Origin of the sequence: Burkholderia sp. Ax-1719 (assembly GCF_011753055.1) — a bacterium.
Classification (GTDB): Bacteria; Pseudomonadota; Gammaproteobacteria; order Burkholderiales; family Burkholderiaceae; genus Paraburkholderia.
In genome coordinates this window covers 56906-78206 of the sequence record NZ_VWWJ01000013.1, presented here as the reverse complement: position 1 = coordinate 78206, position 21301 = coordinate 56906, and the positions used below count along the sequence as shown (strand labels likewise).

Annotated in this window: 23 protein-coding genes; 13 read left to right on the top strand and 10 right to left on the bottom strand. The window is 65.9% G+C overall.

Annotated elements, in window-relative coordinates; all coding sequences use genetic code 11:
* Window positions 1-20 precede the first annotated feature (20 nt).
* On the top strand, window positions 21-1238 hold the full coding sequence (gene gspF / locus F3J17_RS21925; RefSeq protein ID WP_167063610.1) for a type II secretion system inner membrane protein GspF: 1218 nt from the start codon (window positions 21-23) through the stop codon (window positions 1236-1238).
* Window positions 1239-1287: 49 nt separating this feature from the next.
* On the opposite strand, the gene F3J17_RS21920 is transcribed toward gspF, so the two are convergent.
* Complete coding sequence (locus tag F3J17_RS21920; RefSeq protein ID WP_167063607.1) at window positions 1288-1701, bottom strand: general secretion pathway protein GspC; 414 nt, start codon at window positions 1699-1701, stop codon at window positions 1288-1290.
* A gap of 218 nt (window positions 1702-1919) precedes the next feature.
* Here F3J17_RS21920 and gspG point away from each other — a divergent pair, with 218 nt between their 5' ends.
* From gspG to F3J17_RS21880, 8 genes are all read left to right on the top strand, one after another.
* Window positions 1920-2390: a type II secretion system major pseudopilin GspG gene (gene gspG, locus F3J17_RS21915; protein ID WP_167063886.1), complete on the top strand. Its 471-nt coding sequence runs from the start codon at window positions 1920-1922 to the stop codon at window positions 2388-2390.
* 116 nt (window positions 2391-2506) lie between these two features.
* Window positions 2507-3019, top strand: a complete 513-nt coding sequence (locus tag F3J17_RS21910; protein ID WP_167063605.1) for a GspH/FimT family pseudopilin — start codon at window positions 2507-2509, stop codon at window positions 3017-3019.
* Window position 3020: 1 nt separating this feature from the next.
* Window positions 3021-3443 carry a type II secretion system minor pseudopilin GspI gene (gspI, locus tag F3J17_RS21905; RefSeq protein ID WP_167063883.1) on the top strand — a complete coding sequence of 141 codons (423 nt, stop codon included), beginning with the start codon at window positions 3021-3023 and terminating at the stop codon, window positions 3441-3443.
* Window positions 3444-3450: 7 nt separating this feature from the next.
* Window positions 3451-4128, top strand: a complete 678-nt coding sequence (locus F3J17_RS21900) for a prepilin-type N-terminal cleavage/methylation domain-containing protein (protein WP_167063602.1) — start codon at window positions 3451-3453, stop codon at window positions 4126-4128.
* A 2-nt stretch (window positions 4129-4130) separates the two neighbouring features.
* The gene (gene gspK, locus F3J17_RS21895; RefSeq protein ID WP_240161109.1) at window positions 4131-5243 is read left to right on the top strand and encodes a type II secretion system minor pseudopilin GspK; all 1113 of its coding nucleotides are present in this window, start codon (window positions 4131-4133) and stop codon (window positions 5241-5243) included.
* Window positions 5244-5289: 46 nt separating this feature from the next.
* The gene (gene gspL, locus F3J17_RS21890) at window positions 5290-6651 is read left to right on the top strand and encodes a type II secretion system protein GspL (RefSeq protein WP_167063596.1); all 1362 of its coding nucleotides are present in this window, start codon (window positions 5290-5292) and stop codon (window positions 6649-6651) included.
* The gene (locus F3J17_RS21885) at window positions 6648-7178 is read left to right on the top strand and encodes a type II secretion system protein M (protein ID WP_240161108.1); all 531 of its coding nucleotides are present in this window, start codon (window positions 6648-6650) and stop codon (window positions 7176-7178) included. Before gspL ends, F3J17_RS21885 begins: the two co-directional genes overlap by 4 nt.
* Before the next feature lie 20 nt (window positions 7179-7198).
* Window positions 7199-7978, top strand: a complete 780-nt coding sequence (locus F3J17_RS21880; protein WP_167063590.1) for a type II secretion system protein N — start codon at window positions 7199-7201, stop codon at window positions 7976-7978.
* Window positions 7979-8006: 28 nt separating this feature from the next.
* Here F3J17_RS21880 and F3J17_RS21875 read toward each other — a convergent pair whose 3' ends face one another.
* Together F3J17_RS21875 and F3J17_RS21870 are read right to left on the bottom strand one after the other, a co-directional pair.
* Window positions 8007-9590 carry an efflux transporter outer membrane subunit gene (locus F3J17_RS21875; RefSeq protein ID WP_167063587.1) on the bottom strand — a complete coding sequence of 528 codons (1584 nt, stop codon included), beginning with the start codon at window positions 9588-9590 and terminating at the stop codon, window positions 8007-8009.
* Between the two features lie 183 nt (window positions 9591-9773).
* Window positions 9774-10139, bottom strand: a complete 366-nt coding sequence (locus tag F3J17_RS21870) for a hypothetical protein (RefSeq protein ID WP_167063584.1) — start codon at window positions 10137-10139, stop codon at window positions 9774-9776.
* A gap of 278 nt (window positions 10140-10417) precedes the next feature.
* Here F3J17_RS21870 and F3J17_RS21865 point away from each other — a divergent pair, with 278 nt between their 5' ends.
* The gene (locus tag F3J17_RS21865; RefSeq protein WP_167063581.1) at window positions 10418-10939 is read left to right on the top strand and encodes a MarR family transcriptional regulator; all 522 of its coding nucleotides are present in this window, start codon (window positions 10418-10420) and stop codon (window positions 10937-10939) included.
* Window positions 10940-11167: 228 nt separating this feature from the next.
* Window positions 11168-12736, top strand: a complete 1569-nt coding sequence (locus F3J17_RS21860) for a DHA2 family efflux MFS transporter permease subunit (RefSeq protein WP_167063578.1) — start codon at window positions 11168-11170, stop codon at window positions 12734-12736.
* 47 nt (window positions 12737-12783) lie between these two features.
* On the opposite strand, the gene F3J17_RS21855 is transcribed toward F3J17_RS21860, so the two are convergent.
* From F3J17_RS21855 to ada, 5 genes are all read right to left on the bottom strand, one after another.
* Window positions 12784-13416, bottom strand: a complete 633-nt coding sequence (locus F3J17_RS21855) for an OmpA family protein (RefSeq protein ID WP_240161107.1) — start codon at window positions 13414-13416, stop codon at window positions 12784-12786.
* A 318-nt stretch (window positions 13417-13734) separates the two neighbouring features.
* Complete coding sequence (locus tag F3J17_RS21850; protein ID WP_167063572.1) at window positions 13735-14226, bottom strand: hypothetical protein; 492 nt, start codon at window positions 14224-14226, stop codon at window positions 13735-13737.
* A gap of 202 nt (window positions 14227-14428) precedes the next feature.
* Window positions 14429-16051, bottom strand: coding sequence for a glutamate--cysteine ligase (gshA, locus tag F3J17_RS21845; protein ID WP_167063569.1), 1623 nt, complete (start codon window positions 16049-16051; stop codon window positions 14429-14431).
* A 293-nt stretch (window positions 16052-16344) separates the two neighbouring features.
* Window positions 16345-17283 (bottom strand): DNA-3-methyladenine glycosylase, encoded by a 939-nt coding sequence (locus F3J17_RS21840; protein ID WP_345891231.1) that lies wholly within the window; start codon window positions 17281-17283, stop codon window positions 16345-16347.
* A 23-nt stretch (window positions 17284-17306) separates the two neighbouring features.
* Entirely contained in the window at window positions 17307-18503 is a 1197-nt protein-coding gene (ada, locus tag F3J17_RS21835; RefSeq protein WP_167063566.1) for a bifunctional DNA-binding transcriptional regulator/O6-methylguanine-DNA methyltransferase Ada, read from the bottom strand.
* 408 nt (window positions 18504-18911) lie between these two features.
* On the opposite strand from ada, the gene F3J17_RS21830 reads away from it, so the two are divergent.
* A complete protein-coding gene (locus F3J17_RS21830) occupies window positions 18912-19313 on the top strand; it encodes a VOC family protein (RefSeq protein ID WP_167063563.1) in 402 nt (133 codons plus the stop codon).
* Window positions 19314-19348: 35 nt separating this feature from the next.
* Here F3J17_RS21830 and F3J17_RS21825 read toward each other — a convergent pair whose 3' ends face one another.
* Window positions 19349-19903, bottom strand: coding sequence for a YaeQ family protein (locus F3J17_RS21825; protein WP_167063560.1), 555 nt, complete (start codon window positions 19901-19903; stop codon window positions 19349-19351).
* Window positions 19904-20066: 163 nt separating this feature from the next.
* Window positions 20067-20408, bottom strand: a complete 342-nt coding sequence (locus F3J17_RS21820) for a hypothetical protein (protein WP_167063557.1) — start codon at window positions 20406-20408, stop codon at window positions 20067-20069.
* Between the two features lie 246 nt (window positions 20409-20654).
* Between F3J17_RS21820 and F3J17_RS21815 the strand changes: the two genes are divergently transcribed.
* Window positions 20655-21281: a LysE family translocator gene (locus tag F3J17_RS21815; RefSeq protein WP_167063554.1), complete on the top strand. Its 627-nt coding sequence runs from the start codon at window positions 20655-20657 to the stop codon at window positions 21279-21281.
* Window positions 21282-21301 lie beyond the last annotated feature (20 nt).

The following is a 21301-nucleotide window of genomic DNA, read 5'->3' as shown; positions in this document are numbered from 1 at the left end:
ACGGGAGGCGAACCAGCACCATGCCGGCATTCCGTTTCGAAGCCATCGACGCCGCGGGTAAAGCGCAAAAAGGCGTGCTCGACGCCGACAGCGCACGCGGCGCCCGTCAGCAGTTGCGCGGCCAGGGGCTGACGCCGCTCGTCGTCGAACCCGCTGCAACCCGCACGCGTGGCGCGCGTCAGCAACGGCTGGCGCTTGGGCGCAAGCTCTCGCAGCGCGAACAGGCGATTCTCACGCGCCAGCTCGCGAGTCTGCTGATCGCGGGCCTGCCGCTGGGCGAGGCGCTCGCCGTGCTCACCGAGCAGTCCGAACGCGATTACATCCGCGAGCTGATGGCCGCGATCCGCGCCGAAGTGCTCGGCGGTCATTCGCTCGCCAATGCGCTCGCGCAGCATCCGCGCGATTTTCCCGATATTTACCGCGCGCTGGTCGCGGCGGGCGAGCACACCGGCAAGCTCGGCATCGTGCTGTCGCGCCTGGCCGACTACATCGAGCAGCGCAACGCGCTCAAGCAGAAGATCGTGCTGGCCTTCACCTACCCGACGATCGTCACGATCATCGCGTTCGGCATCGTCACGTTCCTGCTGAGCTATGTGGTGCCGCAGGTCGTCAACGTGTTCGCGAGCACCAAGCAGCAGTTGCCGTTTCTGACCATTGTGATGATGGCGCTGTCGTCCTTCGTGCGGCAATGGTGGTGGGCCGTGCTGATCGTCGTGGCGCTCGTTGCGTGGATGGTGCGGGCGACCTTGCGCCGTCCCGGGCCGCGTCTTTCGTTCGACCGCTGGCTGCTCACCGCGCCGCTCGCGGGCAAGCTCGTGCGCGGCTACAACACGGTGCGCTTCGCCAGCACGCTGGGCATTCTGAGCGCGGCGGGCGTGCCGATCCTGCGCGCGTTGCAGGCGGCCGGCGAAACGCTCTCGAACAAGGCCATGCGCAACAACATCGACGACGCCATCGTGCGCGTGCGTGAAGGCACGTCGCTCTCGCGTGCGCTAGGAAATACGAAGACGTTTCCGCCCGTGCTGGTGCACCTGATCCGCTCGGGCGAGGCGACCGGCGACGTCACCACCATGCTCGACCGCGCCGCCGAAGGCGAGGCGCGCGAACTGGAGCGGCGCACGATGTTCCTCACCAGCCTGCTGGAGCCGCTGCTGATTCTGGCGATGGGGGGCGTGGTGCTGGTGATCGTGCTCGCGGTGATGCTGCCGATCATCGAATTGAACAACCTCGTGCAGTGATGCAATCAGCATGCACCGCACGAGGCGGGTCTGACGGTTGCGCCTGGGTTCAGCGCACGTAGATGGTGGGACCGCCGGGGTTGGCGGGCAGGAAGATTTCGGAATGCACGCCGTGACGGTCGATCACGATCGAACGGGCGCGCACTTCGGCGAGCTTCGAATCCTGGCCGATCGCTCCGCCCAGCGCGATGGCGTGAGCCGGTTCGCCGCCGATGCTGACGATAGCCGCCGCGCCTTGCGTAAGCGCGAGGATGCCGAACAGATGAATGTCCTGCGCGACGTTGTGATCGAGCTTGCCGCCGAACAGCACGCCGGCCTGATCGAGCGAGACGGGCGGCTGGGCCGCGGCGGCCTGCACGGGCGCGGCGCGCGAGGCGGCGATTTCGAGCGTCCACCACGCGGCCGTGGCGCAAAACACCGCGAAGGCAGCGAGTGACAGAAGACGGATTTGCAGTGGGTTCATGCGGGCCATTGTACGGAGTTATGTGTACGTTTTGATGGCAGCGAAGGCCCCGGCAGCGCTAGTAGAAGTACGTATCGGGTTCAGACTCAGAATCAGACTCGAAAGAGGGTCGCAAAGGCGTCATCGTGTGACATTACAATGACCCGTCACAGACGCGGCGCAAGTTACGCCGCAGCAACAGGCAACGATCATCATCAGGAGGGAAGTCCGTTATGTCCATGTGGGCCAAATACCGTGGGCAAATCAGCCGCGACGTCATCGAGGGGCGCACGCGCCGTCAACGCGGCTTCACGCTGATCGAAATCATGGTCGTGATCGCGATCCTCGGCATTCTCGCCGCGCTGATCGTGCCGAAGATCATGAGCCGTCCCGACGAAGCGCGCCGCGTGGCGGCCAAGCAGGACATCGGCACGATCATGCAGGCCATGAAGCTGTATCGCCTCGATAACGGCCGCTATCCGGCCCAGGATCAGGGTCTGCAGGCGCTGGTCCAGAAGCCGACCACCGACCCGGTGCCGAACAACTGGAAGGACGGCGGCTATCTGGAGCGCCTGCCCAACGATCCGTGGGGCAATCCGTACCAGTATCTGAACCCGGGCGTGCATGGCGAGATCGACGTCTTCAGCTATGGCGCCGACGGCAAACCGGGCGGCGAAGGCAACGACGCCGATATCGGTTCCTGGCAGTAGCCTTCATTCACTCGCGATAACTTGCGCGGCGCGGCCCAGTCGAAATATTCAGCTTCCTTTCGACCGCCGTGCCGCGATGTTGCGCCCCGAACGCCCCGCACTACGCCCTTCAGACCATGCGTTCCCGCCCTGTCCGCATTGCGCGCCGCCGTGACCGCGCGCCGACGCCTGCGCGTTCGGCCGGCTTCACGCTGCTGGAAATGCTCGTGGTGCTGCTGATCGCAGGGCTGCTGGTGTCGCTCGTCTCGCTGTCGCTCACGCGCAATCCGCGCACCGATCTCAACGAAGAAGCGCAGCGTCTCGCGCTGCTGTTCGAATCGGCGGGCGACGAGGCGCAGGTGCGCGCGCGACCGATCGCGTGGCAGCCGCTCGCGGGCGGCTTTCGCTTCGAAGTGCGTACCGAGGACGGCTGGCGTCCGCTGCGCGACGACCTGCTCGGCCCACGCGGGTGGGAAGGCGGCGTGACCGGCGTGTCGATCACCTACCCCGGCAGCGACGACGATTACCACGCGAACCGGCTCATCTTCGGCACCGAAGCCGTCGAGCAACCCGTCGAGATCACGCTCTTTTCGGCGGCGGGACGCGCCACCATCGTCGGCACCGGCACGGGCCGGTATGAGGTTCGCTGAGATGCGCGAGCGCTCTTCTTTCTGCACTTCACCGCGTCATGCCGCGGGCCGGACCGCGCGCGGTTTCACTATGATCGAGGTGCTGGTGGCGCTCGCCATCGTGGCGATTGCGCTGGCCGCGTCGCTGCGCGCGGTCGGCAGTCTCGCCACCAGCGAAGCCGAACTGCACGACCGCCTGCTCGCGGGCTGGAGCGCCGACAACGCGCTCGCCCAGTTGCGCCTCGCGCATGCGTGGCCGGACGTTGGCGAGCGCAGCTTCGACTGCTCGCAGGGCAATCTGCGGCTGACCTGCACGCAGCATGTTGCCGCTACGCCCAATCCGATTTTTCGCCGCGTGGAGGTGTCGGTGACGATGCCGGGCCGCGACGGCATTCTTGCGCAACTTGTCACGGTGCTCGGCAATGAGACGAACCGGTCACTGTGATCATCCCATGCGCATAACACCTTCAACACGACGCAAACCAGGACGCGAACGCGGCTTCACGCTGATCGAGCTGCTGGTTGCCATCGCCATCATGGCCGTGGTGGCGATCCTGTCGTGGCGCGGTCTCGACCAGATCGTGCGCGGGCGCAACATCATCACGCAATCGATGGCCGAAGAGCGCGTCTTCGCTCAGATGTTCGACCAGATGCGCATCGACACGCGCCAGGCCGTAAGCGACGACGAAGCGGGTTCGCCCGCCATCGCCGTCGACGGCGGCGCGCTGCAGATCGTGCGCGCGTTCCCGGTGCCGCCGGGTTCCGCGCCGCGTCTGCAGGTGGTGCGTTACCGCGTGACCAACGGGCAGATCGTGCGTTACGCCTCGCCGCCGCTTGCGCATATCGGCGAGTTGCGCAGCGCGCTGCGCGGCGGTGAAACCGACGTCTGGAGCGCCTTGCCGATGATGCAGGGCGTCACCTCGATCAATGCGCGCCTCTACGTGCCGAAGGTCGGCTGGACCTCGGACATGGGCGACGTGCGTTCGCAGCTCAACGCCAACAACAACGGCGTAAAGGTGCCGCAGCTCGGCAACGCGCCGGTGCCGCGCGCGGTGACGGGGCTGGAAGTGCGCGTGGGCGCCCGCTCGCTCGCGCTGCCGGTGACGCGCGTCTTCATGGTGGGGGAATGAGCATGCTGTCGACATTCTCCCGGCGCATGCGGGCCAGCTCCGCGAAACAACGCGGCGCGGCGATCATCAGCGCGCTGATGGTGGTGGCGCTGTCGGCGATTCTTGTCTCGGGCATGCTCTGGCGCCAGCAGGTGCAGATACGCCGCATCGAGAACCAGCGCCTGATCGCCCAGGCGCAGTGGATCTCGCGCGCCTCGCTCGACTGGACCCGACTGATCCTGCGCTCGGAAGCCGATACGTCGGCGGGCGTCACCTATCTGGGCGGCGCGTGGGGCATGCCGGTGGCGCGCACGCGGCTGTCCGACTTTCTCGGCCAGATCGGCGAAGCGCGCGCCGAACAGGGCGCCGATACCTGGCTGTCCGGCTCGATCGAGGACGCCCAGGCGCGCTTCAATCTGCGCAATCTGGTGACGGCTTCCGCGCCCGGTGCGCTGCAACTGAACCTCACGCAGATCCAGGCGTTCGCGCGCCTGCTGCAACTGCTCGGTATCGACGGCCAGCTCGCGAAGAATGCAGCGGTCTATCTGCGCTCGGGGCTGGCGTATTCGGTCACGCGTTTCCAGACCGCGTCCGCGGGCGTGACGGCCAGCGGCACGCCCGCCACGCAGCAGATCGGCGGCGGCATGGGCGGCGGCGCAAATTTCACCAACAATCCCGGCATCAGCGACGGCGGCGGCGACAGCGGCAACGCGCCGATCCTCATGACGAGCGTCGACGGTTTGCTCGACGTGCCCGGTTTCACGCCCGACATCGTCGCGCGGCTGCGGCCCTTCGTGACGATCCTGCCGACCACCACGCCCGTCAACATGAACACCGCCCCCGCCGAAGTGATCGCCTCGATCGTGCAGGGTATGAGCCTGTCGAGCGCGCAGGCCTTCGTGTCGCGGCGTCAGACGGTGTTTTTCCGCAACCTGAGTGACGTGCAACTGGCGCTGACCGGCGCGGGCACGCCGCAGACGAGCATCGATTCCACGCTCTGCGACGTCAATACGAGCTATTTTCTGGTGCATGGGCGCGTGCAGCACGAGCGCGCCGTCGTAGACCGGACCACGCTCGTGTGGCGCGACTCTCTCACCCATACGACGCGCATCGTGCGCGTCTGGGACGAATCCTGAAGCGAATCATGAAGCCGTACCAGTCCAACATCGAAAAGAGGTGCGTGTGAGCACGCTGATCGTCCTGATGCCGCCCCGTGACCCGGCGGTTCACTCGCAGGAATGGCAGTTGCCGGAACTGCCCTTCGTGCTGCTCGACAAAACGGGCCACACGCAGCGCGCGGGCCGCGCCGCGCTGGGCCTGTTGCCGAAAGCGTCGGCGACCGTGCTGCTGATCGCCGCGCGCGACCTGCTGATGGTGTCGGCCACCGTGCCGCCGCTCAAGGGGCCGCGGCTGCGCCAGGCGCTGCCGAACGTGGTCGAGGATCACCTGATCCAGGACCCGCAGACCTGCCATCTCGCGCTCGATCCCGCACGCCTGCCCGATGGCCGGCAGACCGTGGCGGCGGTCGATCGCGGCTGGTTCCGCTTTATCGTCGAGGGCTTCACGGGTGCGGGTCACCGCAACCTGCGCGCGGTGCCGGTGGCGCGCTGCCTGCCGGTTGCGCTGAACGTCGCGTCACCGGTTGTCGAACCCGTGGCCGCAGGCGAGCACGAAAGGGCTGAAACGCCAGCCGATGCCGCGCCGCGCGAAGCCGTGACGGCCTGCGTGCTCGGCCATGTGATGGCGACTGCGCCCGCGCTGCTGCCCGACATGGCGGCGGCCCCCGCCACGTCCGCTGCGCTGCTCGAACTCGCCATCGTGCGCGGCGCCGCCGCTGAAGGCTTTGCCGTACCGGCTGCAAGCGTCGCCGCTACGGTCGCCGCGCTTGCAGGCGACGCCGATGTGACCCGCTACGTCCTCACCGGCCTGCCCGGCGAGCCCACCAGCGCCGCCGACAAGGCCACCCTCGCCGCCGCGCTGCCCGGCGCCCAGCCGCTCTCCTTCGAGGCGCTCGCCAAGCGCGCGCTCGCCTGCAAGTTCGATCTCTGCCAGTTCGAGTTCGCCGCCCAGCCGTGGCGGCTCGATCGCGCCACGCTGCGCCGGCTGCGCGTGCCGATCGTGCTGGTGGTCGCCTCGCTGGTGGTGGCGATCATCGGCGCGAACGTGCAATGGCTGATGCTCTCGCGCCAGCGCGACGCCATGAACACGCAGATGACGGAACTGCTGCTCAACGCCTTCCCCAAGACCACCGTGGTGCTCGACCCGGCCGGCCAGATGGCGCGTCAGCTTTCGCAACTGCGCGTGGCCGCCGGCGAGCCGTCGCCCGACGACTTCCTCGCACTCGCCGACGGCACCGCGCGCTCGCTTGGGCCGGTGCCCGCCAACGCGATTGCGGCGCTCGACTATCACGACCGGCGTCTGGACGTGACTTTCAAGCCGGGCGTCAACGTCGATAGCGGCCTCACCCAGCGCCTCGCGCGCAACGGCCTTACCGGCACGCAGGACAGCAGCAGCGGCAAATGGACCATCAGGAGCGCGTCATGAAGACATCGGCAACGGGCGGCGCGTTCGCCGAGGCCTTGCAGGAGCAGTGGACCAACTTCTGGGAAGCGCGCACGGCGCGCGAAAAGACCCTGCTGACGTGGGGCGGCGCGGTGCTGGCCATCGCCATCGGCTATTCGGTGCTGTGGCAGCCGGCGGCGGACGGCCGCGCGAAGCTGCGCGAAAGCCTGCCCGCCTTGCAGCGTGAGCTGTCGCTGATGACGGCACAGGCCGACGAGGCGCGCGCGCTGTCGGGCGCGGCGGCGAGCGTCGCGCCGGGCGGTCAGGCGCTCAAGGATGCGCTGACGGCTTCGCTGGCCGATCACGGCATGCCGGGCGCGCAGGTGCAGATGATCGGCACGGCGGCGCAGGTGCAGATGAAAAACGCGTCGTTTCCGGTCTGGACGGCCTGGCTCGACGACGTGCGCAAGCAGTTCAAGGTGCAGGTGGTCGAAGCGCATATCACCGCGCTCAAGGCCGACGGTCAGGTCGATCTGACCGCGTCGCTGCAAAGCGCGAACGCGCGCTGATATAGCCAGAGGTCGATCGTATGTCTTACTGGATGCGGCGCGCGCGCGCCGCGCTGCCCTGGCTGCTGGTCGCTGTGCTCTCGGTGGGCACGGTGCTGCTGGTGCGTCTGCCCGCCGCTTGGATTGCGCCGCAGTTCGCGCGCGCGACCCAGGGGCACGTCAATCTCGTCGATCCGCAGGGTTCGCTCTGGCACGGCTCGGCCACGCTCATGCTGGCGGCCGGCCACGATGTGCAGGGCGCAACGCTGCTGCCGGGGCGCATCGAGTGGCGTGCGTCGTTCTGGGCGCTGTTCACGGGGCGCGTACGCCTGCAGATGCGTCAGACCGAAGCGATGCCCGACCCCATCGACGTCGATGCGACGCCACGCGGCGCAACCATCACGGCGGGCGCGATTGCGGTGCCCGCCTCGCTGCTTGCGGGCCTCGGCGCGCCGTTCAATACGCTCGATCTGGACGGCAACGTGCGCCTCGCGTGGAGCCCGTGGCGCGTGTTCGGCACCGATGCGTTCGGGCGTCTCACGGTCACGCTCGGCGATATGAGTTCGCGGGTGTCGCTGGTGAAGCCGCTGGGATCGTATGAAGCGGTGCTGCAGGCGCAGGGCGCGTCGTCGACGCTCGATCTGAGCACGCAGAAAGGACCGCTGATGCTGGATGGCCACGGCACGTTTTCGCGCACCATGGCGATGTTCAACGGCACCGCGAGCGCCACGCCCGATCAGCGCGACAATCTCGCGGGCCTGCTGAATCTGCTGGGACGGCCGATTGGCCCCGGACAGGTCGCCCTGACCTTCATGCACTGACGGCGTTGCGCCGTCGTGCTGTTCACGCTTATTGCGCCCGAACGTTTTGATTCGTTGCGGCGGCCGTGCTGGCCGCAGCACCCGATGCGCCGGACGCGGGCGCGGCCACACTGCCGCTCTCGCGATCCATCTGCGCGGTATCCCAGCCGCCGCCGAGCGCCTTTACCAGCCCCACCGACGACACCATGCGCTGCCCCGCGATGCTGGCGAGCTTCTGCTGCGCCGTGAACGCCGTGGTCTGCGCTGACAGCACATTCTGATAATCGATCGTGCCGGCCTTGTACTCGTTCGTGACGATCTGCAGCGCATGTTGCGCCGATTCCACCGCCTGCTGCTGCACGACGATCTCCTGCGCGAGGATGCGCTGCGAGGCGAGGTTGTCCTCGACGTCCTGGAACGCGGCCAGCACGGTCTGGCGATAGGTCGCGACCTGCTGGTCGTAGGCGGCGCGCGCGGCTTCGGTCTGCGCGCGGCGCAGACCCGCATCGAACACCGTGGCGGCCAGCGAAGGCCCGAGCGTCCAGAAACGCGACGGCATCTGCAACAACTGCGAGAACACCGAGCTTTCGAAACCGCCGCTTGCGGACAGCGTGAGCGTCGGGAAGAACGCCGAGATTGCCACGCCGATCTGCTCGTTGGCGGCGGCTGCCTTGCGTTCGGCCGAAGCGATATCCGGACGCCGTTCGAGCAGCGCCGACGGCATCGTGAGCGGCACGACCGGCGGCGTGGCCGTGAGCGGTGAGGCTGGAATCGCGAACGACGAAGCCGGCTGCCCGACCAGCACGGCAATCGCGTGCTCGTCCTGCGCGCGCGCCACGCCGTTATCGATGGCGGCGGCCTGGGCGGATTGCAGTTGCGTCTGCGCCTGAACCACATCCGCGCGGCCCGCCACGCCCTGGGCGTACTGGTTCTGCGTGAGCGTCAGCGACTTCTGATAGGCGGCCACCGTGTCGTCGAGCAGCTTCTGCTGGGCGTCGAGCGCGCGCAGCGTGAAATACGTCTGCGCAAGCGTGGCCTGGGCGGACAGGCGCGCGTTGGCCAGATCGGCGGCGGCGCCCTGCTGGCCCGCTTCCTCGGCGCTCACGGTGCGGCTCACCTTGCCCCAGAGATCAGGCTCCCAGGTGGCGTCGAGGCCCAGATTCACGTTGTTGCTGATACTGCCGCCGCCGCTCGAAAAGCTGCTGCTCGAACTCGATACGCGCGAAGGCGTGCGCGAACGCGTGCCCGAAAACGACGCGCTGACCACCGGGAAATACGCTGCGCGCGCCTCGCCGACCAGTGCGCGCGCCTGGCGATAAGCGGCCGCGTACTGGGCGACGGTCTGGTTGTTCGTATCGAGCTGATCCATCAGCCCGTTGAGCTGGGCGTCGTCATAGATGAGCCACCAGCTGCCGCGATCCGCCGTATCGGCCGGTTGCGCCACCTTGAAACCTTCCGGCGCTTCCTTATATGCCGCGGGCACTGCCGTGTCGGGCCGATGATAGTCGGGGCCGACCGCGCAGCCGCTCAACTGGAACGCGAGTGCGGCCGCCGCGCCGATCAGCGCGAGCGTGGGCGCGCGACGGCGCTGCAAAGCGGAAAGGCGACCGGGAACTACGAGACGGCGGGACATGCGGGAAATTCCTGTCGATGCGGCTGGCGAGAGATGAGGCGACGTCGGCGCTGCGGTACAGGGCGGCAGCGAGGGCGGCAGCGCCGGGTGCGGCAATGGTAACGCACGCGCATTACAGCGCGGGCAATCCGAAAGGTTAAGCCGGGAACGGGGACGGATGTGTTACGGCGCGTAAGGTGGAGATTACGCGTTGTTACCGCGCCAGCGGCGCAGTGCATGGAGGGCGTCTTGAGCGCGCCCGCGCGCGCTATGGGCGACGCCCGTGCAGGCGGTCTTTGCCGCGACGGCCGGATTGATCGTCGGATGGATGGCCGTGGCCGGGAGCGTGTCCGCGGCGATGTTTGCGCTTTGTGCGCCGCGTTGCGAGCGGCGACGGTCAGCCCACAGCATCAGCACGACGGCGATCGAGCCGCCGGGCAGCACGAACATGGCCGCATAGAGCCCGATCTTGCGCCAACGCGCTGCCCCGCCGGCATGCGCGAAGGCATGACGTGCTGTGCAGGTGACCGAGCGGCCAATGCCGCCGAGCGCGTTTTTGAGGTACAGCATGGCGCGACCAGAGAAGAAATTCGGGAATCCGATGAGTTTAAGTGCTTGCCTGTAATAATATTGACTATGCAATCAAATCACAACATACTTTGCGCTGCATCAATTCCTGTGTTGTTTTTACGCCGCGATAGCGACAGATCGATGAACGCGGCGACAACACCGTCCTGGCGGGAACACCCGTCCCGCCACCTTGATTCCGAATATTTTTTCCCTGCCCAGGCAGAAAAATAACCGGCTAGAATGCGCGTGTTTCCGTAATGGATGAAAACGTCTTTGCCATGAGTGACGGCCCCTACGTGCCGGATGTGCCGGGCAAGGTCGGCGTCGTGCCGAGCCTCGGTTATTTCCTTTCGACTGCCCGTAACGTGCTGGCCACGCGCATGGATCGCGCGGTCGCGCCGCTTGGGCTGACGTCGTCGCAGATCGGCGTCATCATGCTGCTCTGGTTCGAGCGCGCCCGTACGCCCAACGAGATGTCGCGGGTGCTGTCGTACGACACCGGCTCGATGACGCGAATGCTCGATCGGCTGGAGAAAAAGGGCTTTATCGAGCGCCAGCGCAGTCATGTCGATCGTCGCGTCGTGGAGCTTGAACTCACATCGCTTGGACGCGACGCAGCGCAGCAATTGCCCGATGTGATCGCCTCGGTGATGAACGAGCAATTGCACGGCTTCAGCGCCGATGAAGTCACGACGCTCATCAGCCTTCTGCAACGCTTCATCGCCAACGATGCGCAGACGCAGGCAGTATGCGGTCATACGGAAAGCACGGCGCACGCGCTGACGGATTCACCTGAATAATTTCGCGGGTTCCTCGCCATTGGTCTGCACTAGGGGCTGATGGCACATTGACGAGGGCCGCATTGCATCGAAATAACTGTCTGGGCAGACAATGCCCTGGCATATAAATACGCACGACCGTTCGCTCAGTGTTCATTGCAATGGCAACGGTCTGCATGCAGGTCAAAGCAAGCCAGGCAACAAGCAACAAGAAAAACCCGACCAACGATCCTGAATAAGGACCCGAAGATGGACGCCTCAACCGCCGCGCCCGACTCTGCCCCGGCCAGCGCCGAACCCAAGCCCCTCACCGGCGGCACGCTCGCGCTGCTGACCGTGGGTCTCGCGCTCGGCACGTTCATGGAGGTGCTAGACACCTCGATCGCCAACGTCGCCGTGCCGACCATTTCCGGCAACCTGGGCGTGGCGAACAGCGAAGGCACCTGGGTCATCTCCTCGTATTCGGTGGCCTCGGCGATTGCCGTGCCGCTCACGGGCTGGCTCGCGCGCCGCGTGGGCGAGGTGCGGCTTTTCACGCTTTCGGTGATTCTGTTCACGATTGCGTCGGCGGCCTGCGGTTTCGCTTCGAACTTCGAAACGCTGATCGCGTTCCGGCTAGTGCAAGGTCTCGTGTCCGGCCCGATGGTGCCGCTTTCGCAGACCATCCTCATGCGTTCCTATCCGCCCGAGAAGCGCGGCCTCGCGCTCGGCCTCTGGGCGATGACGGTGATCGTCGCGCCGATCTTCGGCCCCGTGATGGGCGGCTACATCACCGACAACTACACCTGGCCGTGGATCTTCTACATCAACGTGCCGATTGGTCTCTTTTCCGGCGTGTGCGCGTATTTGCTGCTGCGCGGCCGCGAAACGAAGATCACGAAGCAGCGCATCGACGCCGTGGGCCTTGCGCTGCTGGTGATCGGCGTGTCGTGCCTGCAGATGATGCTGGACCTGGGCAAGGACCGCGACTGGTTCAGCTCGAAGTTCATCGTCGCGCTGGCGATCATCGCGGCGGTGTCGCTTGCCTTCATGCTGGCGTGGGAAGCCACCGAAAAAGAGCCGGTCGTCGATCTTTCGCTGTTCCGCGACCGCAACTTCGCGCTCGGGGCGTTGATCATCTCGTTCGGCTTTATGGCGTTCTTCGGCTCGGTGGTGATTTTCCCGCTCTGGCTGCAGACGGTGATGGGCTACACGGCCGGCATTGCGGGCCTGGCGACCGCGCCGGTTGGTCTGCTGGCGCTCGTGCTTTCGCCCTTGATCGGACGCAATATGCACAGGCTCGATCTGCGCCTGGTGGCGAGCCTGGCGTTTCTGGTGTTCGCGTTCGTGTCGATCTGGAATTCCACCTTCACGCTCGACGTGCCGTTCAGTCAGGTGATCCTGCCGCGACTCGTGCAGGGTATCGGCGTAGCAGGTTTCTTCGTGCCGATGACGACCATCACGCTGTCGAGTATTTCCGATGAGCGTCTGGCTAGCGCGTCGGGTTTGTCGAACTTCCTGCGTACGCTGTCTGGCGCGATTGGCACGGCCATCAGCACGACGTTCTGGGAAGACGATGCGATCTATCACCATGCGGTGCTGACGGAATCGGTGAACGTGTATTCGCCGAATACCACGGCGTATCAGGACGCACTGGCGAATATCGGCTACGCGGGTCAAAGCATGACCGCCAAGATCAACGACGTGGTGACGTCGCAGGGCTACATGATGGCGACCAACGACTTCTTCCGCATTTCCTGCGTGGTGTTTCTCGTGCTGGCAGCGCTGGTCTGGATCACGAAGCCCCGAAAAGGCGCGGGGCCGTCTCTGGGTCACTGACGACCCGAGGACGGCCCCACAACGCTTCGTTGCGCGCTTGCGCGGGCTTAGCGAGCCGTTACGCCGTTAGTCTGGATTTCGACGCGGCGGTTTTGCGCGCGGCCTTCCGAGGTGGCGTTCGACGCAACAGGCTTCGATGCGCCGTAGCCATGCACTTCGAACTGGCCGGCGCGCAGGCCATGCGACTGCAGATAGTTGCGCACGGTTTGCGCGCGCTGCAGCGAGAGGCGGTCGTTCAGCGCCTTCGAACCCGTTGAGTCGGTATGACCGTCGATGATGACCGTGCCGATACTCGCGCCGTCGCTATCCGCGATGAACTTGTCGAGCGCTTCCTTGCCCGGCTGCAGCAGATCGTACTTGTTCACCTTGAAGTTGGCGTCCGCATTCAGCGTGATCGTGCGCGGCTGCTGGACAACGGGCGGCGGAGGCGGCGGGGGGGCCGGTTGCGGCTGCACGACCGGCTGCGGCGCCTGGCAGACGAACATGATCTCGCGCGGATCGTTTTCGGGCTGGAAGCCCGAGGCGGCGCGATCAACTGACGAAACGCGCATGGGTTGCTTGTCGCCGCAGATCTCGTTGACCTTCGCCATGCACGCCTTGGAGCTTTCGAGCAGCCCCTGACATTGCACGCGATAGGCTTGCGTACCGTTGGCAAGCGTCACGACGTCGAGATTGTGCATGGGCCCCGACGCGGTAGTGCAACCAGCGGCGACGACGATCAGGAAACCCAGCACACTGACTGGTAGAAGTCGCATTTTCATTGTTGGATTCGGATGATAGAAGAGGAATGAAACCGTCCGGCGCACGCCGAAGCACGGCCAAGATACGTTTCCTCGGCAAATCGCCCAATCAGAAAATGCTTAAATCCTCAATCGAATTGATTCGATTCGGAGTGCTTCTTAAGTTTATTGTTTAACTTTAAGAGAAATCGCAGGACATAATGCGAGCGCCCCGGAATGACCGGGGCGCGCTGCGGCAAACAATGCCTCAGACAGGCATCAAGGCGAAGAAGCGGAAGCCGTCGGCGCCGCGGCGGAGGCCGGCAGAGGCGCCGCACCCGTGTCGCTCGTATCGCCTGCGCCGTTGCCGCCGGGGATCGACTGTTCGATGCCGGTTCGCACGTACTGCTTGAACGCCGCACCCGCCGCCCACGGATCGGGCTTGCAGCCAATCGAGCTGTCGCAATGCGCCGCGAAACCAATGGTGGTGGTGCCGTCGCCGTTCGAGGTTTTGGTGATCTCGTAGGCGAGCGCGCGTTTGCCGCCGCCGGGGCCGGCAGTCTGGATCAGCGAATCGGTGACGGTCTGCACTTCATACATCGAGTGGCCGCGCACCCAGTCCTGGGCGCGTTGCCACCAGATGTCGCACTGCGGCTTGTCGCTGCAGGTGAGCGGCGCAGTGGCGATCTGCATGACGTCGGGGTTGACCTGGCCGCGCGGCGCGCAGGCTGCCAGCGCCGCGCAGAGCAGGATCGGCAGGGTTCGTTTCATCGCGTGGGTTCCTCCCTTTAAGGGCGCGCGTGCCGCGCGGCCCGTCCATTTTGTCGATTGCATCGATTGCGTGACTCGTTGGAGTCCCAGCATGACTATAAGGGATGGAACGAGGGATTGAAGCGCAGCAGGCGCAGCGCAGCGATGGTTGCCGCAAGTGCAATGCCCGCTGCGCTGAAGCCGGCGTCGGAAAAACCCGCGCTCAGACGCTGAAGCGATTGAGCGTATAGGCGCGATAAGCCGCGACAAAGGCGTCGAACGAGCCCACTTCTTCGCGTTCGAGCTTGTCCTGCTCGTCGAGCGATTCACGGGCGAGCTTGTCGAAGTGCGCCGTGGTCTGGGCGTCGAGCGGGCGCGCGAGAAAATCCGCCGCATGACGTTCGCTTTGCGCGAGCGCAAATTGCAGGAAGCTTTGCTGCTGGTCGCGCATCGTTTGCAGCACGCGTGCGGAAGGCGTGAGCGACGCATCGGCAAGCTTGGCGCGCTGGGCCGCGAGGGCGCGCGCGTGCTCGTCGCCGCCGTGCAGCGCGTCGAGCGCCGCCGCCGTGCGTTCGATCTTCTCGAACAGTTCCGCCGCCCAATCCTGCATGGCAACCGGCTGGCCGTCGCGCGTGAGCGCGAGACCCGGCTTGCGACCTTCCTTGGTGACGAGGCCGAAGTTCTCGTTGGCTTCCGCGTAATCGGCTTCGGGCAGCAGCGGGCTGTCGTCGAGCGCGCAGGCCAGCAGATAGGCGTCCAGAAAACGCGCAGCTTCCAGCGAGATGCCGGTGGGCTCGAACGGGTCGATGTCCATGCAACGCACTTCGACGTACTGCACGCCGCGGGCGGCGAGCGCGTGCAACGGCCGCTCGCCGGGCCAGGTCACGCGTTTCGGGCGGATGGTCGAGTAGAACTCGTTTTCGATCTGCAGGATGTTGGTGTTGATCTGCACCCACTCGCCGTCGCGATGCGTGCCGATCGCCTCGTACGGCGGGTACGGCTGGCTCACGGCCTGCGCAAGCGCGTCGAGATAACCCGGCAGCGTGTTGTAGTCGGCGTGCAGCGCCGATTGACCCGTCGTGTTCGAATAGCCGAGGTCGCTCATGCGCAGGCTCGTTGCGTACGGCAGATAGAGCGTGTCGGCGTCGAGGCTTTGCAGCGTGTGCAGGCGACCGCGCAGAAAACGCGCGTCGAGCGCGGGCGAAGCGCCGAACAGATACATCAGCAGCCAGCTCGTGCGACGGAAATTGCGGATCAGCGCGAGATAGCGTTCGGACTGGTAATCGGTTTGCGTAGCCGTCGATTGATCGTGTGCATGCAGCACGCGCCACACTTCTTCGTTGAGCGAATAGTTGTAGTGGATGCCCGCGATGCACTGCATGGTGCGGCCGTAGCGCAGCGCGAGACCCATGCGGTAGACGTACTTCAGCTTGCCGATATTCGAGCTGCCGTAGCGCGCGATGGGAATGCCATCGTCGCTGGCAGGCAAGAGGCCCGGCATCGATTCGTTCCAGAGCATCTCGCCGTCGCGCGCGAGCACGCTATAGACGTAGCGATGCAGCTCGTCGAGCTTCTCTAGCGTGATCGAGGCGTCCTGTTCGGCGGGCGTGATGATCTCGATCAACGCTTCCGAATAGTCGGTCGTGAGCGACGGATGCGTGAGCGCCGAACCCAACGCCGCCGAGTGCGGCGTCATGGCGATCTGGCCGTCGCGCGTGACCCGCAGGCTTTCCTTTTCGATGCCGCGCAGACCGCGCGTGAGCGCGTCGCGATGCGGCCCGGCGCTCAGCACGGAAAGGCGCTGCGTGAGAACGTCGTTCGTGCGTGTAGAGGTCGTGTCTGGCATTGAGGGCAGGTCGGGCACTGGCCGGCGGCGGCGTCGCTTTTGCACGCTGTTGCGTGCACGTTCGCGCCGCTGGCAGGGAATTTTTCGGTAGCGGGCACTTTAACATCTCGCCGAAAGACCTGCTTGAGGCCACTTCGGGCCTGCCTTTTCGGCCAGATTGACGTCGCCGCAAGCCAATGCTGGCGGGGGTTTGCGCGCTTTGAGCCGGTCTGTGACCAGGCGGCCGACGCTACGTTGTCGAAGCCGGCGCTCTAACGTGGACAGCGGTGTGTTGCTACACATCGCCGCTCGCGTCAGCCGCCGCGCGCCGCCCCTGCACGATCGGCGATTTCGTTCCAGAGATGCATCGCCGCGTAGGCTCGCCACGGACGCCAGGCGTCGGTGCGCGCGCGCTGTTGCGTCGCGCGCACGAGCGCAGGATCGCGGGCCGTGATGGTTTGCATCAGCACGAGATCGGTGGCGGGCCAGGCATCGGCGTCGCGCCAGGCGCGCATCGCCACGTATTCGACCGTCCACGGGCCGATGCCCGGCAGCGCCAGCAGCGCCGCGCGCATGGCGTCGAGCGTGGCGCTCCCGGCGGCGGCGTCCTGACGTTCGATAGCGACTTCGCCGCTCGCCACGGCGGCCGCGAAACCCTGCAAGGCGGCGATGCGCTTGCCCGGCATGCCGATGCCGGTGAGATCCGCCGCGGCCAGATCCGCAGGCGTGGGAAAACGCCACGCCGTGCGCGCATGCGGGTGGCCTTCGATAGGCTTGCCGACGCGCTCGACCAGCCGACCGACGATCGTGGTCGCGGCTTTCACGCTGACCTGCTGGCCGACGATCGCGCGGATCACCAGTTCGAACCCGGACCACGCGCCCGGCACGCGCAGACCCGGCGCGGCGGCCACGAGCGGTCCGAGCCAGGGATCGGCGCCCAGTCCTTCGGCAATTGCCGCCGGATTCGCGTGGATGTCGAACACGCGACCGAGCGGCGCGGCGAGCGCGGCCGCATGCTGGCTCACCGGTCCGTCGATCTGCGCGACGAGGCAGCGCTTGCGCGCATGGCGACGCACGGCGAGCGTGCCGCTCGCGCCATTGAAGTCGATGGCGCGCAGCCACGCGCCGTCCTCGACCGCTTCGACTCCGGGCGTCGCGCGGCCCGCCAGGAAGCGCAGCATGCGCGGCCAGTCGTAGGGCGCGCGAAACGGCAGTTCGAGCGTGGCGCTCGCGCCTTCGGCGGGTTCGGGGATTTCGTCGGTTTGCGGGACAGCGCTCAAGCAGTGGTCTCCGGCGTGTTGCTGGTTCGGTCGCTGGTTCGGTCGCGCCGTTCCAGGCGCGTGCTGGGTTGCACGGTTTCCATTGTCACGTGGACTTCGCCCGCGCGTGCTTCGGCGTCGATCAGCGCGGCCTTGCGCGCGAGACCCCAGCGATAGCCCGCGAGCGAGCCGCCCTTTTGCACCACACGATGACAGGGAATCGCCAGCGCCACGGGATTCGAGGCGCACGCGCTCGCCACGGCGCGCACCGCGCGCGGCGAGCCCACGGTTTCGGCGATGTCGGTGTAGCTGCGCGTTTCGCCGTACGGAATGCGCTGGAGCGCGTCCCAGACGCGCTGCTGGAACGCCGTCGCGGCGATGTCGAGCGGCAGTTCGATGCGTTCGCTGCGGCCTTGCAGATAGGCGTCGATCTGCGCGACGAAGGGCGCGAGACCTGCGGCGTCCTCGACGCAGCTGGCGTTTTCGAAATCAGCGCGCAGGCTGTCGGTCAATGCGAGTGCGTTGTCGCCGAACGCGATGCGGCAGATGCCTTTGTCCGTCGCTGCAACGAGCACGCGCCCAAGCGGCGTGGCCGCGCCCGCATAACGGATCGTGAGGCCCGCGCCCTTGCGCCGGAACGCCGAGGGCGCCATGCCCAGTTCGCCCGCGACGCTCTCGTAGAGCCGCGACGACGAGTTGAAGCCCGCATCGGCGCTGGCGCGCGTGACATCGGCACCTTGCGCGAGCGCGTCGCGCAGCACCGCGCCTCGCCGGGCCGCCTGATACTGACGCGGCGAAACGCCCAGCACGCGCTTGAAGAGGCGTTGCAGGTGGAACGGGCTCAGATGCACCGCTTCGCCTAGCTGGGCGAGCGTGAGGCGCTCCTGCGGATCGGCGTCGAGAGCGGCGCAGGCGCGGCGCACGATCTCCAGTTCGCGCGGCAGGCCGCCGGGACGGCAGCGTTTGCATTCGCGATAGCCGGCGGCGCGGGCGCTATCCGCATCGGCGAAGAATTCGACGTTTTCGCGGCGCGGCAGGCGCGATGCGCAGGAGGGGCGGCAGAACACACCGGTGGTGCGCACGCCGTAGAAGAACTGGCCGTCGGCGCGGGCGTCGCGGGCCGCGATGGCGGCCCAGCGCCCGGCGTCGTCGGCGATATTGGCGATGTCGGCGTGGTCGAGGATTGCTGAAGCGGTGGACTGGACGGCGTTCATGTCAGGACTCCCGGTGAGAGCGAATTCGATGGTCCCACTGTAGTTGCCCGCCCGCGCGCGCACGCGCCGGATCTTGCGCTGTCGTTCGGCGCTCGGCCTCTATTTTGCGCTTTAACCTCACGCCGACGAGAGCGCGAAACTGCCCCTTTCAAGGGCGCCGCGTGCACACAATGGGGGACCTGCGACAATTTGGCACCATTGCGGGTTTTCCCTTAAAAACTTGTTGCAACGCGTCAGACCGCTGTGTATAGTGGTTCTTGTCTCCTCCATGTCTCCTCCTGATATGGATTAAGCCCGCTCACAGCAGCGGGCTTTTTTTCGTCCAGCGTTTTTATACGCTCCGCGCCCGCGTTCCTCCTACACTGCCTCGATGCGCCCCGAACTGCCGGGCAAGTGCCGGAGGACATCATGCAGATCCAGATTCGCGAAATCGACCATGTGGTGATCCGCGCGGCCGACCCCACGGCCATGACGCGTTTTTACTGTGAGGTTCTGGGTTGCCGCGTCGAGCGCGAGGAGCGCGAACTGGGTCTGGTGCAATTGCGCGCGGGGCGCTCGCTGGTCGATCTGATTACGGTGGGCGGCCCGCTCGACCGTCACGCCGAAGGCGGCACGGGCCGCAACATGGATCATCTCTGCCTGCGCGTGGAGCCGTTCGACGGCGAAGCGCTCAGGGCCTGGCTGGCGCAGGCCGGAGCGCGCCCCGGCGAAGTAGTCGCGCGCTATGGCGCGGAAGGCCTGGGGCCGTCGCTCTATCTGTTCGATCCGGAGGGCAACATGGTCGAGCTGAAAGGGCCGCCTGCTGCCTGATCGTCCGATAACCATCCGGCAACGCCGCGCTGTCGTCAGACGTTCTCGGGCGCCTTGAAAACGGTCCATTCGACGGCCACCGGCTCGCTTTTCTCGCTGCCGATCCATGCCGCGCCATCCTGAACCGTGCATTGCAGCCGCATGCTGCGCTCCGCGAGCTTGCCCAGCGAGGCCGCCACGCCCTCGCCCAGCGACCAGACGGTCACATTGCGCAGGCGCTCGACCTTACTGCGCACGCCTTGCCACCAGATGTCCGAAGTGCGGCCGCCATACGCGATCACGATGACCTCTTCGGAACGGCCGCTGGCCTTGGCGATGCGGCGCTCGTCCGGCTGGCCGACTTCGATCCAGGTCTGGATCGCGCCCGTGTAATCCTTGCTCCAGAGATCCGGCTCGTCGGTATCGGACAGGCCTTTGCAGAATTCCAGACGCTCGCCCGCGAACAGCGCAAAGGCGGCGATCCGCACCATCATCCGGTCGTCGGTTTCCGAGGGATGGCAGGCGATCGTCAGCGCATGGTCGGCGTAGTAATGCCGGTCCATGTCCGCAATCTGTAGCTCTGCCTTGAAGATGGTCGATTTGAGTGCCATGCCGAATCCCGCGCCGCGCAAAAGCCGCACATGATAGCGAGTTCCAGCACGTCCTGTGCCGCATTCGTCGGACGGCAACGCGCCGGATCATCCGGCATGATCTGGCGCGAAAATGACGATGCCGTGACGACTTCGCGTCAGATCCGTGTTTTGTCCGCGGCCGTTATTGCCTGATGAAGCGGTCGCTGGTCCAGAGACCTTGATCGTCGGCATTGGCGGCGTTCACGAATTCGATGTCGTGTCCGTCCACGCGCACGACGCGAAACGTCTGGTTGTCCGGCGTGGTAAGACAGCGGAAATCGGCGAAATATTCCTGCATCTGCTGATGTTCGCCAGCCTGTTCATGGAGGGTGACGGCGTCGAGTTTGTCTTTGGAAAGGCAACCGTACGCGCCGGGTTTGAGCTGCACCGTTTGCTGCGGCTTGACCGTGACGTCCTGCGCCTGCGAAGAAACGGCGCAAAGCAGACCGGCGCCGATCAGGATCAGGGTGGATCGAATTTTCATGTTTTGCCTCCTCGACTGCGTCACGTCTGGCGCGCGCGGATTTTTATTCAGCTTAGCGATGTATTTAACTGCTGGATCCAGGCCAACCTTCTGAAGGTAGAGGACGGTAAGCGCAGCGCAAGGAAATCTTGTGTGCGGGCGCAGCACGTTCGCGCTTTCCGCAAGCGCGTACGCGGCCCCTTGCACTGACGAAAACTTCGTGGATAAATCGGATCACCCCAACGATATCAAGACCCGGAGACTGTCATGACGCTTGCCCACTGGCTGCCGTTTGCGATTGCATCGGCCATCCTCGTCGCCATTCCAGGACCGACTGTGCTGCTCGTCGTGTCCTATGCGCTCGGCCACGGCCGCCGCTACGCGCTCGCAACCACGGCCGGCGTGGCGCTGGGCGACTTCACCGCCATGACGGCGTCGATGCTTGGACTCGGCGTCATCCTTGCCGCGTCCGCGACGCTGTTCTCGATGCTCAAGTGGGTCGGCGCGGCCTATCTGATTTACCTCGGCATCAAGCTCTGGCGCGCGCCGGTCATGACAGCCGATTCCGCCGATACCTCCGAAACACGCACCGGCCGCATCTTCGCGCACGCCTACGCCGTCACCGCCCTCAATCCGAAGAGCCTGATTTTCTTCGTCGCCTTCGTGCCGCAGTTCATCGACCCGCACGCCGCTGCGCTGCCGCAGATCGTCATCTTCGAAGCGACTTTCCTCGTGCTCGCCACGCTCAATGCATTCGGCTACGCCCTGCTTGCGGCGGCTGCCCGCCGCGCCGTACGCAGCCCGCGGGTGCAACGCGTGGTCAACCGCACCGGCGGCTCGCTGCTGATCGGCGCGGGCCTGTTTGCTGCGGTCTGGAAGAAGTCAGCGGCCTGACAAAAGCCCTCGCTTTCACG